This is a genomic window from Aquimarina sp. 2-A2 (assembly GCF_045505135.1).
Classification (GTDB): Bacteria; Bacteroidota; Bacteroidia; order Flavobacteriales; family Flavobacteriaceae; genus Aquimarina; species Aquimarina intermedia.
In genome coordinates, this window is sequence record NZ_JBJKFI010000001.1 from 88,857 (window position 1) to 106,514 (window position 17,658).

General features: G+C 36.4%; 13 protein-coding genes. 9 read left to right on the plus strand and 4 right to left on the minus strand.

Going from position 1 to position 17,658, the window contains the following annotated elements; translation table 11 throughout:
• Positions 1-143 precede the first annotated feature (143 nt).
• Positions 144-2,843: a DUF5916 domain-containing protein gene (locus ACJRPK_RS00395; RefSeq protein WP_407137917.1), complete on the minus strand. Its 2,700-nt coding sequence runs from the start codon at positions 2,841-2,843 to the stop codon at positions 144-146.
• A gap of 274 nt (positions 2,844-3,117) precedes the next feature.
• Between ACJRPK_RS00395 and rplM the strand changes: the two genes are divergently transcribed.
• The 9 genes from rplM (at position 3,118) to asnS (ending at position 14,866) form a co-directional block, all read left to right on the plus strand.
• Positions 3,118-3,573, plus strand: a complete 456-nt coding sequence (gene rplM / locus ACJRPK_RS00400; RefSeq protein WP_148781652.1) for a 50S ribosomal protein L13 — start codon at positions 3,118-3,120, stop codon at positions 3,571-3,573.
• Positions 3,573-3,959, plus strand: coding sequence for a 30S ribosomal protein S9 (gene rpsI / locus ACJRPK_RS00405; RefSeq protein ID WP_148781653.1), 387 nt, complete (start codon positions 3,573-3,575; stop codon positions 3,957-3,959). The genes rplM and rpsI overlap by 1 nt, the downstream gene beginning before the upstream one ends.
• Before the next feature lie 165 nt (positions 3,960-4,124).
• Positions 4,125-4,940 (plus strand): 30S ribosomal protein S2, encoded by an 816-nt coding sequence (rpsB, locus tag ACJRPK_RS00410; protein ID WP_407137918.1) that lies wholly within the window; start codon positions 4,125-4,127, stop codon positions 4,938-4,940.
• Positions 4,941-5,130: 190 nt separating this feature from the next.
• The gene (gene tsf / locus ACJRPK_RS00415) at positions 5,131-5,955 is read left to right on the plus strand and encodes a translation elongation factor Ts (RefSeq protein ID WP_407137919.1); all 825 of its coding nucleotides are present in this window, start codon (positions 5,131-5,133) and stop codon (positions 5,953-5,955) included.
• A 428-nt stretch (positions 5,956-6,383) separates the two neighbouring features.
• Complete coding sequence (gene pyrH / locus ACJRPK_RS00420; protein ID WP_148781656.1) at positions 6,384-7,091, plus strand: UMP kinase; 708 nt, start codon at positions 6,384-6,386, stop codon at positions 7,089-7,091.
• A 43-nt stretch (positions 7,092-7,134) separates the two neighbouring features.
• Positions 7,135-7,698 (plus strand): ribosome recycling factor, encoded by a 564-nt coding sequence (frr, locus tag ACJRPK_RS00425; protein ID WP_407137920.1) that lies wholly within the window; start codon positions 7,135-7,137, stop codon positions 7,696-7,698.
• A gap of 88 nt (positions 7,699-7,786) precedes the next feature.
• A complete protein-coding gene (locus ACJRPK_RS00430; protein ID WP_407137921.1) occupies positions 7,787-10,222 on the plus strand; it encodes a DUF5686 family protein in 2,436 nt (811 codons plus the stop codon).
• A gap of 87 nt (positions 10,223-10,309) precedes the next feature.
• Positions 10,310-12,724 (plus strand): efflux RND transporter permease subunit, encoded by a 2,415-nt coding sequence (locus tag ACJRPK_RS00435; protein WP_407137922.1) that lies wholly within the window; start codon positions 10,310-10,312, stop codon positions 12,722-12,724.
• Between the two features lie 699 nt (positions 12,725-13,423).
• Positions 13,424-14,866: an asparagine--tRNA ligase gene (asnS, locus tag ACJRPK_RS00440; RefSeq protein ID WP_407137923.1), complete on the plus strand. Its 1,443-nt coding sequence runs from the start codon at positions 13,424-13,426 to the stop codon at positions 14,864-14,866.
• Positions 14,867-14,869: 3 nt separating this feature from the next.
• Here asnS and ACJRPK_RS00445 read toward each other — a convergent pair whose 3' ends face one another.
• The 3 genes from ACJRPK_RS00445 to ACJRPK_RS00455 all read right to left on the minus strand — a co-directional run bounded on the left by ACJRPK_RS00445 (position 14,870) and on the right by ACJRPK_RS00455 (position 17,493).
• Entirely contained in the window at positions 14,870-15,454 is a 585-nt protein-coding gene (locus ACJRPK_RS00445) for a hypothetical protein (RefSeq protein ID WP_407137924.1), read from the minus strand.
• Positions 15,454-15,924, minus strand: coding sequence for an ankyrin repeat domain-containing protein (locus ACJRPK_RS00450; protein WP_407137925.1), 471 nt, complete (start codon positions 15,922-15,924; stop codon positions 15,454-15,456). The genes ACJRPK_RS00445 and ACJRPK_RS00450 overlap by 1 nt, the downstream gene beginning before the upstream one ends.
• A gap of 75 nt (positions 15,925-15,999) precedes the next feature.
• Positions 16,000-17,493 (minus strand): catalase, encoded by a 1,494-nt coding sequence (locus ACJRPK_RS00455; RefSeq protein ID WP_407137926.1) that lies wholly within the window; start codon positions 17,491-17,493, stop codon positions 16,000-16,002.
• Positions 17,494-17,658 lie beyond the last annotated feature (165 nt).

Consider the following 17,658-nt stretch of genomic DNA (forward strand, 5'->3'; position numbering starts at 1 on the left):
AAATAAATGTCCCGCAAAATACAGCTAATAATATGGTTTTTAAAAAACTTTAACCCCTTCTTTTAAGCTAAGTTTAAGTTCCTATTATAAAGTTCTTTTAATTATAATCATAGGATATACCTTAAAGAAATCTATCCTGAGAGCTACAATATGAAACGATAGGTCACTTTTAAAACAAAAGTATTTTCAGGCTTTTGACCTAAAATCTGATTATCTAAACTTTTAAACAGCTTATTACCAGCATCACCATCGCCGTTTATTCCTTGCGACCAAACCAAGAATATTTCTGAACCGGGAATATACTCCCATCGCAACACCAAATTGGATCTAAATTGTACAAAGGCAAAATCAGGATTATCAAAATCATAATCCTCTAGTCCGTCACGATTTTCATCAATACTATAACCATCATCACTAGCACTTATTTGATCAGGACTGTATAATGATACACGGTTACTCAATTTTTTTGCCAAGGGATTATTTACGTAATTAAAATTTGAATAACGTCCTCTGGAAATAAAAGGTTGTCCATAGTATTGTATGGTCAGATTAGGATTTATAGTATAGTTTATTCTAAAACTGGCGCTCAGTGTATTTTGTTCAATATTTCCGGTAATATATCTTGCGGCATCCCCAAAATCCTCTGTAGCTACATACTGAGTCTTATCTTTATTTATTCTAAATTCTGGGTTAAAAGACACACTTAGTGCATCAAAAGGCTGATAATTAAGTCGCACCACAAAACGATCAAATGTATAATCATTATGCGCAGCTCTGGACCCATCATAACCCACTGTAAAATGGAACTTTTTACGACGGTCTGAACCAAAAAATAAAAAAGCATAGTTATCATCAGAGAAACGCCATCTTGGCCCACCTCGCAATACCGTATTACCATAAATTCTGGGCTTATGACCTAAACCTACCTCAGTCCACCAGTTATTTTTATAGTTAATAAATCCAAACAAACGATATTGTATGCGATTGTAATTCCCCTCAAAATCAAATGTAGCAAATTGATTAAAAGCAACCTCTGCTCTTCTATAAAATTTGGTAGGCTTCAGAAATAAATATCTCAGGTTAGCAAACTGTTGAATTTCGTCTGCTTGTCGCAAAAAACCTATATCATTCAATTCTAATTCTGGTGAACGCCAATAGAAGCCACCATCATAACGCCAGTTGCCCCCTCCCGATTTCCCTGCGGTAAGTTTTCCTCCAGTTCCGGTAAGTGAAGTTCTTGAAGAATCAACATCCACATGAGAAGCATCTGATCTTTGAAAAAGATGGGTAATGGAAGTTTGTGTTTCGGTTATTGCTTCTTTTGATCCGGTGACATGACTTGCTACGATATTACCTTCAATAAAATATTTTCGATCCTTCCAATTATGTCGAAAATCAAAACCACCGGTATACGCACTTTGACGTAAAGAAGATTCTAGGGTGTTCTCACGAAAACCAACCAATTCTGAAGATTCATCTGTTTCCGAGTTATCAAGATCGATAAACAATTGATCTCCCAAATCTCTATGCACGCCCGTAAAAATTCCGCCAACATAAGTATTCCTTTCGTTGAAATCTTTTTGTAATCTACCAACAAAATAATTAGTAAGTGGTTCTACCACCGCTTCTCTTCGATTGCCCAATGCATCCTCAACAGTAGCGATTTCACGCGAAGTAACACTTTCCAAAACCCCAATTGACCAACCATCCTTAGTTTTACCACTAAACTTTGCTGCACCGAGAATCGTTGAATTTTTTGGAACATCTGCAAAATCATCGTCTGTAGTAGAAATATTTCCCTGAGGACTACGCCCGATTCGACGAGAATAAAATAGGTTATCGGCATTATTCGCAAAGCGATAGTCAAAAATATTTTTGTTCTCGACAAAAAACGGACGCTGTTCTTCAAAAAATATTTGAAATCCATCCAGGGCAATGGCCGCCGGATCAGCCTCCACTTGTCCGAAGTCCGGGTTAACAGTAAGATCCAGCGTTAAATCATTGGTGATCCCAATTTTTGCATCGATACCGGCGTTCAGTTTAAAATCTTCACCATCCCGAAAACTATTTCCATCCTCTGCTTCGTAGGTATCCAACTGCGTAACGCCAAACGGCTGAATTTCTAATTGTTTTTGTGGCTCAATATTAAGTAAACCATGCAGCTCCCCAAATTCACTCACCCAACCCGGTGCATCTTGTGGTATACGTTGCCAAACCGAGCGCTCTTCTTTTCTAAAAAGTCTACGTGTAACCTGTAAGCCCCAAATTTGTTCTTTACTTTTCCCAAATTTCAATTGACTTAGCGGAATTTTAATTTCTGCCCACCAGCCCTCATCATCGATGGTCGTTGCCGTATACCAAATAGGATTCCAACTCCCATCCCAATTGTTTCCATTTCTGGAAATAAATTCATCCCCCTTTACTCCGGCGGCAGTTATGGTAAATGAAAAACCGGTACGTTTATCATGATAGGTATCTAAGTTAATTTCTACCCAATCTCCTTGAAACCCATCCCGACGAGACAATCGTTTTTCAATTTTATCTGCTTCGGTATCCAAACATCTAAAGCCCACGTACAAATACTTCTGATCATATACTATTTTAAACTTTGTTTGCTGACTTGGCGGTGTGTTTTCATCCGGTTCTTTTTCAATAAAATCGGCGGTCCATGGTACCAGATCCCAAGCTGTTTCATCCAGAACACCATCAATAGTAGGTGCTTCTTGATCTTGGATCGGATTCGTTTGATAGATGCGTTTAACTACTTTTATAGTGTCATTAGATTGTGAGAAACCACATATAAAAAAGAAAAGGAAACAGAGAATTAGCGTATTACGTAACATAATGATTTTTTGATTGATGCTATTATGTAGTAAAGACAACAAGGTCGTGAGGCTGTCACAGATAACTTCAGTGTTAACAAAAAATTAACATTAGATTGAGACAAAATTTAAAGATCGTACTATTTTTTTATTTCAAATTAAGAGCACTGATTACCAACAACTCAACTTCTTAAAATATTATGAGACACCTATTTGCTATATAAATATATAATTGTACATTTGCACCCCTATTTTATGATAGGAATGGAATGTTTAATAAGTAAAATTAATTAGTGTGGACACATTAAGTTACAAAACAGTATCTGCAAACAAAGCAACCGTTACAAAAGAATGGTTACATGTTGATGCTGAAGGACAGACTTTAGGCCGTCTATCTTCTGTAGTTGCAAAACTATTGAGAGGAAAACACAAGCCTAGCTTCACACCACATGTTGATTGCGGCGATAACATTATCGTGACAAACGCAGAAAAAATCAACTTAACTGGTAAAAAGTGGACTGATAAATCGTATATCCGTCACACTGGCTATCCAGGTGGTCAAAGAAGTCTTACTGCTCAGGAATTGTATGACAAAAACCCAGAGCGTTTAATCGAGAAAGCGGTAAAAGGAATGCTGCCTAAAAACAAATTAGGAGCTGAATTATTCCGTAATCTTAAAGTGTATGTAGGTGCAGAACACAATCAAGATGCTCAGCAGCCTAAAACTATTAACTTAAACGAATTTAAGTAATGGAAGTTATTCACAAAATCGGTCGTAGAAAGACCGCAGTAGCTCGAGTGTATCTTAAAGAAGGCTCTGGAAAAATCACGATCAACAAAAAAGATCTTAATGATTATTTCACTACAGGTACTTTACAATACAAAGTGAATCAACCTATCACATTGACTAGTAATGACGATAAATTTGACGTTACAGTAAATGTATATGGTGGTGGTATCACTGGTCAGGCAGAAGCTGTACGCTTAGCGCTTTCAAGAGCTATGTGCGAACTAGACGAAGAAAACAGGTTAATCCTTAAACCAGAAGGTTTATTAACGAGAGATCCAAGAATGGTTGAACGTAAGAAATTCGGTCAGAAGAAAGCTCGTAAGAAATTCCAGTTCTCTAAACGTTAATTTATTAAAAACAGTATTTGTTGTTACTTTAATGCACTATACTTTGCCGTATAGCGTGTTCCTTACAAAAGGAAAAGGTTAGTTTAGCATCTAAATGCTTGAGGCCGTACCACTTGGTAGCCACTCAAACATTGCTAATTCAACAGAACGTAAACTATTACAAAAATGGCAAACAATATCGAAGTAAAAGAATTACTTGATGCAGGTGTACATTTTGGTCACCTTACCAGAAGATGGGATCCTAACATGGCCCCGTACATCTATATGGAGCGTAATGGCATCCACATCATAAACTTATATAAGACAGCTGCAAAAATCAACGAAGCAAGTGAAGCTTTGAAGAAAATAGCTGCATCCGGCAGAAAAATCCTTTTTGTCGCTACAAAAAAACAAGCAAAAGAAATCGTTGCTGAAAAAGCAAATAAAGCTAGCCAACCTTATATCACTGAAAGATGGCCTGGTGGAATGCTTACTAACTTTGTTACTATCCGTAAAGCTGTTAAAAAAATGGCCTCTATTGATAGAATGAAGAAGGACGGTACTTTTAATACGCTTTCTAAAAAAGAACGTCTTCAAGTAGATCGTTTAAGAGCTAAATTAGAAAAGAATCTTGGTTCTATTTCTGATATGACTCGTCTACCGGGAGCATTATTTGTTGTAGATATTACTCGTGAGCACATCGCAGTAAAAGAAGCTCAAAAATTAAACATTCCAATTTTCGCTATGGTGGATACCAACTCTGACCCACGTCAGGTTGATTATGTTATTCCATCTAACGATGATGCTTCTAAATCTATTGATAAGGTAATGTCTTTCGTATCTGACGCGATTGTTGAAGGTCTTAGCGAAAGAAAGGCTTCTAAAGATGCTCCTAAGGATTCTCCAAAAGAAGCTTCTAAAGATGCTCCAAAAGAGGCTCCTGCAAAAGCTAAAGCTCCGGCCAAAGCTGTTGCTGAAGACGCTAAACAAGAGGAAGAATAGACCGTCGTTAATTTTGAGATTTAACGATTATACGTAAAGAAGACTTCTGATCTCTTAACGGTGTTTCAACACCCGATTTGATCACGAAAAACTAACTTTACCATAAAATTGATGAGTCGTTTAGTTCTTTACTTTTGTAGTACTGACTAAACGACTCTTTTTTTTAAATAAAACATAAAATTATAAAGATATGGCTAAGATTACCGCCGCAGAAGTAAATAAATTACGTAAGGCCACAGGTGCCGGAATGATGGATTGTAAAAAAGCTTTGGTTGAGGCTGACGGAAATTTTGATACAGCAATCGAGGTATTGAGAAAAAAAGGTCAAAAAGTTGCAGCTAATCGTGCAGATAGAGAATCTTCAGAGGGTGCTGTTATCGCAAAAGTAAACGGAGACAACACTAAAGGTGTAATCGTTTCTTTAAACTGTGAAACTGACTTTGTTGGGAAGAATGACACTTTCGTTGCACTTGCAAATGAACTTGCAGATCTTGCATTAACTGCTTCTTCAAAAGAAGATTTATTAGCAAAGGATTTTAACGGTATGTCTGTTCAAGATAAATTGACTGAGCAAACTGGTGTGATTGGTGAAAAAATAGAAATAGGTGACTTTAGAAGTCTGGAAGCTCCTTTTGTTGGATCTTATATTCACGCTGGTAACAAAATCGCTGTCCTTACAGGTTTATCTCAAAGTTCTGATGGCGCAGAAACTGTTGCAAAAGACGTATCTATGCAAGCAGCAGCAATGAATCCGGTAGCATTAAACGAAGATGGTGTTGATCAGAGTGTAGTTGATAAAGAAATCGAAATTGCTAAAGATCAATTACGTCAGGAAGGAAAACCTGAAGCTATGTTAGATAATATCGCAAAAGGTAAGATCCAACGTTTCTTTAAAGATAATACACTGGTTAATCAGGCATTTATTAAAGATAACAAACAAAGTGTAGCTGATTATGTAAAAACACTTGGTAATGACGTAACTGTTGTTGCTTTTGAGCGTGTTGCTTTAGGATAGTTTCACATAATAATTTACGCTTCCAAGAAGTATTCAAAAAGCCGCCTTGTTCTACAATGCGGCTTTTCTTCCTTTTAAAATACATCGAAAAAACACATCTCTTTTTCTTCAATAGTTCAGAGACCTCTGCCCTATTATCCCAAAAAACCAAATACCTGGCCTTAAAAACAACCATGCAGTGCTACTCATGATGCCTTTAAGAAAAAAGAAATAAATTTTTTCAACATACCTCTCTATCTCCCTCATTCTCAATTTCCCTATAGCAAATATAAACATAAAGAATGTATAAATAAGGGGAAAAAACCCCTGATTTTGTGGGAAATACCCCCTATTCCATTTGCTTACAACACTCAATAGCGACCTTTGCACGTTAAAATATTTTGATAATTGAGAATATGATTATATTTGCATCTCACTCACACTCAAAAATGAAATACAAAAGAATATTATTAAAGCTATCCGGTGAAGCTTTGATGGGAGAACGTCAATATGGCATAGATCCTAACCGCTTAGCCGAATACGCTGAAGAGATTAAGCAAATAACTGATAAAAATGTAGAGGTTGCCGTGGTTATAGGTGGCGGAAACATTTTTAGAGGTGTTGCCGGTGCAAGTAAAGGTATGGATCGAGTACAAGCTGATCATATGGGAATGCTAGCCACCGTCATTAACGGTCTGGCATTACAAAGTGCATTAGAGGATGCAGATATACCAACGCGCTTGCAATCTGCGGTTAAGATTAATGAAGTAGCGGAGCCTTTTATACGACGAAGAGCTATTCGCCATCTTGAAAAAGGTCGTGTCGTTATTTTTGGTGGAGGAACAGGTAATCCTTATTTTACTACAGATTCAGCAGCAGTATTGCGCGCTATAGAAATTAATGCCGACGTTATTTTAAAAGGAACTCGCGTTGATGGTATTTACACGGCTGATCCGGAAAAAGATGCCAAGGCGACAAAATTTGATTTCATTTCGTTTGATGATGTTCTGAGCAAAGGTTTAAAGGTTATGGATACTACGGCTTTTACCTTAAGCCAAGAAAACGAACTGCCGATAATTGTTTTTGACATGAACAGAAAAGGGAATCTTTTGAAAATTATTTCTGGCGAACCCATTGGAACCAAAGTCAATCTATAAATTTTAAACTCATTATTTCATTATTCAAATAAAGCATTAAAAGATGAATGAAGAAACCGACTTTATTATAGCTTCTACTAAAGAATCCATGGAAGCTGCACTTGTACACTTAGAAAAAAAATTATTAAACATCAGAGCTGGTAAAGCATCTCCCGCTATGCTTGGTGGTGTTATGGTAGATTACTACGGATCTCCCACCCCATTAAATCAAGTAGGAAATGTCTCTACTCCCGATGCCCGTACAATTACAATTCAACCATTTGAAAAATCCACTATTCCCCAAATAGAAAAAGGGATCTTGATTGCAAACCTTGGGTTCAACCCAATGAATAATGGTGAAAGTGTTATCATCAGCGTTCCACCACTTACTGAAGAACGACGTCGTGAACTTGCTAAGCAGGCCAAAGCTGAGGCGGAAGACACAAAAATAGGTGTTCGTAACGATCGGAAACACGCAAATAATGAAATTAAAAAATTAGAGAAAGACGGGCTTTCTGAAGATTTAGCAAAAAACACAGAGGTTGATATTCAACAACTAACTGACAGTTACATCAAAAAGATAGATGACATGCTCATGGTTAAAGAAAAAGAGATCATGACGGTATAAATATTAAAAGAATCATAATCAAACCCAAACCCCTATTTCACATAGGGGTTTTTTGTATATTGACCCCGATTAAGAATATAATTCCCTAATGCAAATAAAACTTTTTAGTTTATTTTTTTTCTGTCATTTACTGGCTTTTTCTCAGATACAATTATCCGGAAAAATTCAAGACAGCAAAACCAATGCGCCTCTTCCTTTTGCTAACATCTCCATAAAAAATGCAACCAATGTCATGACATCCTCTGACGGTTCATTTACAATCCTAGCAACCCTACCGGTAACGCTTACAGTTTCTTATTTAGGATATTTAGAAAAAAAAGTAACAATCACAGATCCGTCCATTACGTATCTTACAATTTCAATGTCCTCAAAGACCGAAAAACTAGGCGCCGTATCTGTAAACAGTGAAGGGAACAGAGCCAATGCCATCATATCCAAAGCAATAGAAAATAAACTTATTAATGATCCCAAAAAGTCTATTGATGCATATACTTTTAAATCGTACGAGAAGTTTAAAATAACAGAAGACAGAACTGCTCGCCTCAAGAGTCGCGATACGGCAGATGCCGCCATCGAGAAGATCTTTAATAAAACACATTCCTTTCTGAGTGAAAAGGTTACAGCACATTACGTTCAAAAAAATGTACCGGAGAAACAAAAAGTTCTCGGCACAAAGATGGCAGGTTTTGAACAACCCGTGTATCCTGTGCTAGGAATGACCATTCAATCCTCCTCACTGTATGGGGAAGAGTATACCATTTTTAATGAGCGTTTTGCAGGACCATTAAGCAAGAAGTCTTCTAGGCTATATTATTATAAAGTATTAGATACGCTTGATGGAAATCACCCAGCTTATGTTGTGTTATTTCAACCCACAAAAACTTCATCAATCGCTCGATTAGAAGGTTTGCTATACATAGACACCACATCATACGCAGTCCAAAAGGCAGTCATCGAACTCAAGGGAGAACTGGATGTAAAAGCCACTCATCTTTACAAGAAATCAGAAAATAATGGATTGTGGCTTCCTGAGAATAATAGTATAAGTATTAAATCAGGAAACGGAAAACAGAAAATTTCATTATTTGGAGGCAGAATATCAGTAGGAAGTCTAGATCAAAAAAATAATCAACAAAACAATGACGATTTCCTGATTTCTAATACAGACTTTTTTGATTATAATTTTGAACCCAATAAGCTTGAACTTGCCACGCAACCTGCTATTCTAGTTGACACCGAAGCAGAAAACAGAGATAACGCCTTTTGGGAAACCTATCGTACAGCTGCGATTACTGAAAAAGATTTAGCCTCGTTTCCAGTAATTGACAGCATCGTAAAAGCTCAACATATTGAACGCAGGATCAATGTAATTCAAAGTTTCAACCAAGGTTTTTATCCTCTAGGATTTTTTAATTTAGACCTTACCTACCCAATTAAATATAATAATTATGAGGGTTTACGGCTTGGACTTGGCGGTATTACAAATTCCTCTTTTTCTCAACGCTTTAGAATCGAAGGATATACAGTTTATGGTTTTATTGATGATCAATTTAAGTATGGAATTGGTGGTGGTATCTTACTTAATAAAAAGCATGGCGCCTGGCTAAATTTTAATTACAAAGATGACTTAAGCGAGGTTGGGAGTTTTCAATACCTGACCGATCGTCGCGTTTATTCGCTCTTCGAACCCCGCCTAGTAAATATAGACTTTTATTATAAGCATCGCACATACAGTACTAGCTTGCAATACGAAGTATTTCCCAAACTCCTTTCCGAAACTCAGGTTTCAATAAGTGAGATTGATCAAACAAAAGATTATCAATATAAACAAGATGACATTTGGCGTTCCAGTTATAAGACTACCGAAGCTAAAATAGCGCTGCGCTGGAGTCCTTTCAGTAATTTCTTGAAGACTCCTAGTGGCACCAAAGAAATCTATGATGGATATCCCAAATTTACCGCACAATATACGCAAGGCATATCTGATGTATTTGAGAGTGATCTTACCTATTCTAAAGTTGGATTAAAGGCAGAATATAACATTGACCGTTTAAACCTGAGCAAAACAAGCTTCTTGTTAGAGGGTAATCTTGGTTTTGGAGAACTCCCGTTGACCCATTTGTTTCATGCCTATCCTAATGCCCCTACCAAAGAAACAATCTTACAACGCTTTTCTGTTGCCGGTAGACGCAGTTTTGAAACGATGTACTTTAGCGAATTTTTTAGTGACAAACTAGCAACTTTTCAAATGAGACATACGTTTCAGCCAATACGTATTGCTAGTTGGCTGCAACCGGAGCTCGTATTAATCTCTCGACATGCTATTGGCACGGTAAGAGATAAAGAATTACATCAGGGCATTGAATTTAAGTCCTTAGAACATGGTTATCAGGAATCCGGATTCGAAGTTAATAAACTGATTGCCGGTTTTGGACTAAGTTTTGCATTTCGTTATGGCGCCTATTCCCTCCCCCAGTTTGAAGATAACATCGCTTTTAAGTTCACTTTTTATCTTAAGTTGTAAGTTAACTTCTTCAAATGGTTTTTAAATTATAAAATTTCAAAAAAATTAAACGCTCAATCCTTACATTTGCACAAGCAAAAAAAGGAGATGGCAAAATTATTTAGTTTCGGTTTTTGGAATGCTTTAGCAGGAGTTATACTTCGTAACAGACTGGTAATCTTTTTAGGAATCATTGGTATAACTGTGTTTTTAGGGTTTCAATGGAAAAATATGCGATTTTCCTTTACAGAAGCTAATCTATTACCGGATGACCATGAGGTAAACGTACAATATCAAAAGTTCTTAGATACGTTTGGCGAAGAGGGAAACCTCATCGTAATGGCTATACAGGACAGTACACTATTTACACCCTCAAAACTAAAAGCCTGGAATGAATTCAACGATTCTTTTAAAAAGCATGAAGAGATTGATCTTGTAATCTCGCTTAGTGATCTTAAAAAATTAGAAAAAAAGGATAATCCAGCCAGATTTGAATTTGTTGACTTTATAAATGACACTTCATATACAGAAAAACAGGTTGATCGTTATGAGCAAGAATTGTTTGCTAAATTACCTTTTTATGAAGGGCTAGTATACAGTAAAAAGTCAAAAACTGTTCAAAGTGCTCTGTATCTTAAAAAGGATATTGTAAATACAATTGTTCGAAAAAAATTCATAGAAGATGTTCTCAATCCTAAGGTAAAAGCTTTTGAGGCTAAATACAATATGGATGTAAAAGTTTCTGGTATGCCCTATATACGTACCATGAATTCGCAGAATATAATGGACGAAATTCAAGTCTTTATTCTTGCTGCGCTTTTAGTTACTTCGTTGATATTTTTCTTCTTTTTTAGATCCGTCAGAGCTACAATTATTTCTATGACCGCTGTAGTCATTGGAGTAATGTGGGCCTTTGGTCTTCTAGGATTGTTACAATATGAGATTACCGTTTTAACCGCGATCATCCCACCACTGGTAATCGTTATTGGTATTCCGAATTGTATTTTTCTTATAAACAAATATCAACAAGAAATTAAAAAACACGGTAATAAAGCTAAGTCGCTACAAAGAGTGATTACTAAAGTTGGTAACGCAACGCTTATGACCAATGTAACAACGGCTGCCGGTTTTGCTACATTTGCTTTGACAGAAAGTAAGTTATTACGGGAGTTTGGTATCGTTGCTTCTATCAATATCATAGCGCTTTTTATTCTCTGCTTGTTAGTGATTACCATCATTTATAGTTACATGCCGCAACCAAAAGAGCGCCATCTCAAACATTTGGGGAAACGTTGGATTGAAAGTCTTGTAGATTGGATGGAGCATATGGTAAAAACCAGAAGAGTAACCATATATATTGCTTCAATTATAATTTTGATTGCAAGTATCATAGGTATTTATACCATAAAAGTCTCTGGAAGTCTATTGGAAGACATGCCAAAATCAACCGGTTTCTTCCAGGATATCGAATTTTTTGAGGAAGAATTTGACGGTATTATGCCTTTAGAAATTCTTATTAATACCAAGAGAAAGCAAGGAGTTTGGAAACTTCCTACTTTAAAGCGAATGGCCGAACTGGAAATTTTACTCGAAGAGACTCCGGAGTTATCAAAGCCAATTTCTATTGTAAGTCTTGTTAAATATGCGAAGCAGACCTATTACAACGGAAACCCAAAATATTATCAAATACCCACAAGTCAAGAACGTAATTTTATATTGCCCTATGCCAAGAGTTTTGAATCTGAGGCTGGAATCATGAAAAGTTATGTTGATTCTACAGGTCAATACGCACGAATCACAACATTTATGAAAGATGTTGGCACAGAGCAAATGGAGCGTATTGAAACTACCTTAGGACCCAAATTGGAAAAAATTTTTCCAAAAGACCGATACGAAGTTACGTTTACAGGTAGAGCTTTAATTTTTCAAAAAGGAACAAATTACCTTGTCTGGAATTTAGTGTTCTCCCTTGGATTGGCTATAGTTTTAATTGCATTGTTTATGGCATGGATGTTCCGTTCTTTTAAAATGATTGTAATTTCGCTTATACCTAACTTACTACCATTACTTATGACGGCAGGGCTTATGGGATACCTCGGTGTACCTATCAAACCATCAACTATTCTAGTTTTTAGTATTGCGTTCGGTATATCAGTGGATGATACCATTCATTTTCTTGCCAAATATAGACAGGAGCTCAAGCAAAATCATTGGAGAATACGTAAATCTGTTTTTGCTGCTGTACGAGAAACAGGCGTAAGTATGTTTTACACCTCAACAGTACTCTTCTTTGGTTTTTCGGTTTTTATGATTTCTAGTTTTGGAGGCACAAAGGCTTTAGGTGGACTGGTCTCGACTACATTATTGTTCGCAATGTTATCTAACCTACTGTTACTACCTTCTCTTTTACTTTCATTAGAAAGAAGTATCGCTAATAAGAAAACACTTAAAGAACCTTCTTTACGTATCATCCCGAGTGAAGAAGAAATTAATTCTGACGATGATTTTAAGGAGTCGAACTAGCTAAAAGATTATTTTCTCTAGTTCTCATTAGTTTGATAACACTAAATAGGTTCATTCGATACCATTAATTACTATATAAAAAAGCCCCGCTAGATAAATCTAACGGGACCTTTGTAAGATAGATTACCCCAAAACCTATCAAACTAACTTAACGTAAACACAAACTCGTTATAGTTTTTTTTTTTAATTCCTTTATTGTAATTGCATTTGCAAGATAGAGCTGTATGTTGGTTCCTGAAATACCTCGCATAGGGGAAAAACCCCCTTTTTGTAATTAAACCAGATCAGGAGATCACTACGTGTACAAATTAAAAGGTAATCGACTGACCAACAGGTTATTGGGAAGTTAAAATAAAAAGATATGTACAAGCTTTTAACCTATAAATTTATTATTAAGCGCCTTATTTAGACTAAAAGCATAGAATTCTACTTTCAAATAACATCATTTTTACGCTTTTTCCATAATTAAAAGCGATGTTTGCCATGGATTTTTTTGAGAAGATACAATTTGGAGCTGCTTAGATATAGATGATGATTATGGATAGCATATATAATATAGATCAACCTCATAAATTCATCGGGTATTTTGCTAAAATTCTATAGGCAACAGTCCGATTAAAAATTTATCTTTGCGTCCCTTAAAATTGCTTAATAATTAAAGCAATTGATTTTTATAGAAAGAAATAGAAACGTGATAAGATGAAACATTCTAAAGTAATAGAAGTACTTAAAAGTGATAAATTATTACAGCCGGTGGTTGTTAAAGGATGGGTACGCTCTTTCAGAAACGATCGATTTATAGCTATCAACGATGGATCAACAATTCATACTATTCAATGTGTACTAGAAGACGACACCTTTGACAAGGCATTAACCGACCGTATTACGGTTGGAGCCGCTGTAACGGTTTCGGGTACTTTGGTAGAAAGTAAAGGATCAGGACAACTTGTGGAGATTCAAGCAAATAGCATTACAATAGAAGGAGATGCTGATCCCGAAGAGCTAAAACTCACCATATTATCACCAAAAAAACATAGTTTAGAAAAATTACGGGAGCAAGCACACTTACGTGTGAGAACCAACACTTTTGGCGCTATCATGAGAGTTCGTTCTAAATTGTCTTTTGCTATCCATGAGTATTTTCAAAAAAATAACTTTTACTACGTAAATACACCCGTAATAACAGGAAGTGATGCCGAAGGTGCTGGAGAGGCATTTAAGGTAACCAATTTTGAACTAAACAAAGTACCTACTACTCAAGAAGGAGGTATCGATTATAGCAAAGATTTTTTCGGAAGAGAAACCAATCTAACCGTATCCGGTCAGCTTGAAGCAGAAACCTACGCAATGGGGTTAGGACAGGTATATACGTTTGGTCCAACCTTTAGAGCCGAGAACTCTAACACTTCCCGCCATTTAGCTGAGTTTTGGATGGTAGAGCCAGAGGTAGCCTTTTGTGACCTTGACGGCAATATGGATCTTGCTGAAGATTTTATTAAATATGTGCTTCAATATGTACTTGATAACTGTCAGGATGATCTTGAGTTTTTAGAAAAACGCTTGGTCCAAGAAGACAAAAGTAAACCCCAGGCAGAACGTGAGGAAATGTTATTACGCGATAAATTAAAATTTGTTTTAGAACACAATTTTAAGCGTGTAAGTTACACTGAGGCAATTGATATCTTAAAGAACTCTAAACCGAATAAGAAAAAGAAATTCAAGTACCCTATAAACGAATGGGGTGCTGACCTACAGAGCGAACATGAACGCTTCTTGGTAGAAAAGCATTTTAAGTGTCCGGTAATTCTTTTTGACTATCCGGCAAAAATTAAGGCTTTTTACATGCGTCTGAATGAAGATGGAAATACGGTGAGAGCTATGGACATTCTCTTTCCCGGGATCGGAGAAATCGTTGGAGGCTCTCAACGTGAAGAGCGCTTGGATGTTTTAAAAGAAAAAATGGCTGCTTTGAACATTCCAGAAGAAGAATTATGGTGGTATCTGGATACCCGAAAATTCGGAACTTGTGTTCACAGTGGGTTTGGATTAGGATTTGAACGCTTAGTACTATTTGTAACAGGTATGTCTAATATCAGAGATGTAATACCGTATCCTAGAACTCCCTTAAATGCAGAGTTCTAACAATTAATTACTATGTTTCTTTGATAAAATCTCAAGAATCAGCGCTTTTATCACATGATAGCTATCTGACTCTTGAGATTTTTTTTGTCTTATTTTCATTAGTTTATCCGAATGTGGAAGCACTCTGTTGAGTTCTAAATATTTTAAAACATCTTCAAAATAGCGGTCCAGAATCGGAATTATGTACTTGCTGTTGCTATGCAGTTCTTTGATTCTTACAAATTTTTTACTATAGGCAAGAAAAATTTGAGGATACTGTGAAAAAGTTAGCAGCGCATCGCAAAATGCCTGATATACGAGATGTTCTTCATTATTGTTCTCAAACCTCAAATCGTCAATATTTGTTTTCTTTAAACAATAAAATTTTACAGCTTCACTAATAAAATCAAAATAATCTACAGTTGTGTAGTAGTATATTTCTAACCCGAAGTTCGTACTTATAATAATCACCTCATCATCAATACTATCGCTAAGAAAATCCTCTAACCTTAGAACACCAGTATTTTGTAATAACAAACGTCGGTGCGAATTGGACACCAAGGTAACCCGTACCGATTTAATGGGCTTTATATTGCTTATGTTTTCCACTAGGAAGTCGTAAGAAGTTCAGAAAAATCAAGTCCTTGATTACGCGCGTGCATAGCCGCTGTATACCCCTGATTATCCTTTAATTCAGGGTCTGCTCCATTTGCCAGCAGAAGTTCAATAATTTCTTTCTGACCAAAAGTAGCTGCATAAATGAGAGCCGTAGCATCATTATAATTTTTTTTATTAACGGATGCCCCAGCAGTTAATAACATTTTGACTATAGACTTATATCCTTTAAAACTAACACCCATTAATGCAGTATTGCCAGAGGCATCCTGAGCATCGAGATCAGGTTGCAGCGTGAGTAAATAGCTTGTGATATCTTCAAGTCCGTAGTAGGTGGCTAATAGAAGCGGTGTACTCCCCCGTTGATCTTTTTCATTAATAAGTTCAGGATAAGAACTCAACAATTGTTTTACTACAGGTAATTCTTCTGATCTAATAGCGTTAAAAAGTGCATTTGCATTCATATATTACGAAATTAAAGGAAGCCATAGGTCTCAATTTAATGAACTTTATGGCTTCTCCATTATATTATTATTTTTTTATTGTACCTCCGAAGGAATCACATTGGAATTAGGATCTGGATTACTTACTTTATGTTCACGAATAGCTTTTTCAACGCCGGCACCATAGGCAGGGTCAGCAGCATAAAAATGTTTTAACTGTCGTTCCACGATATGGTCAGATACTCCATCGATGGCCAATGCTATATTTTGAAAAAGTCGTTCTTTCTGATTCTCATCAAAAAGTCTGAACAAATCCCCAACCTGTTTAAAATCTCCTACTTGATCCTGATCTTCATAGCGATTAATATCTCCATTTATACTTAGTGGGGGCTCCTCAACACTTGGGACCTCGGTCGGACCATTTTTGGTGTTTGGTTCATAATATGCATCAGGATTGTCACTATTATTATCAAAAAATCGCATAGGTCCGTCTTTATGATAGTGATTTACTTCAGATTTAGGAGCATTAGCAGGTAGTGCTTCATAATGCGTACCCAATCGGTACCTATGTGCATCTGCATAAGCAAATACACGCGCCTGTAACATTTTATCTAAAGAAAAACCAATTCCCGGCACTTTATTCGAAGGAGAATAGGCGGCATTTTCTACATATTGGTAATAGTTATCAGGATTTTTATTTAACTCAACCTCTCCAACTTCAATAAGCGGATAATCACCATGAGGCCATACTTTTGTCACATCAAAAGGATTATATGGTGTTTTTTCAGCATCTTGTTCCGGCATTATTTGCACCATCATTTTCCATTTAGGAAAATTTCCCTCTTCGATTGCTCCAAATAATTCTTCCTGATATTTCTCTCGGGTTTTTCCAATAATATCCGCAGCTTCCTCATTAGTATAAAATTCATGACCTTGCTGCGTTTTGAAATGAAATTTCACCCAAAAACGTTCTCCGTTATGGTTCCAAAAGGAATACGTATGAGATCCATAACCATTCATATGCATAGGTGTAGTCGGTATCCCACGATCAGACATCAAAATGGTAACTTGATGAAGACTCTCCGGCACCTGAGACCAAAAATCCCACATAGCTTCGGGTGATCTTAAGTTGGTTCTAGGATGACGTTTTTGCGTTCGAATAAAGTCAGGAAATTTCCAGCCATCTCGTACAAAAAAGACTGGCGTGTTATTACCCACCATATCCCAGTTACCCTCTTCTGTATAAAATTTTAAGGAGAATCCTCTAACGTCCCGCTCTGTATCTGCAGCACCCGACTCTCCAGCTACAGTCGAAAATCTTGCAAGCATTTCTGTCTTCTTCCCGACTTGGGAAAAAATCTTAGCTTGAGTATATTTAGTTATATCATTGGTAACGGTAAATGTTCCTAATGCCCCCCACCCTTTTGCATGAACCACACGTTCGGGTATACGCTCTCTGTTTTGATGGGCTAATTTCTCGATCAGTTGATAGTCTTGTAAGAGAACAGGCCCACGCTTGCCCGCTGTCAACGATTTTTGATTATTAGGTACCGGAGCACCTGCTGACGTGGTAAGTTTTTTATTGCTCATAATATAGAAGTGATTTAATTTCAGTGTAATAAAGATACGATATTACATCCTGTATTTTCAATAAGTAAAATTGATTGTTTTGATGTATTAATAAACCCTGCCTATTTAAGATAATTTTAAGATTAGAAAAATTTATGGTACAGATAATTGATATGCTGCGCTAAG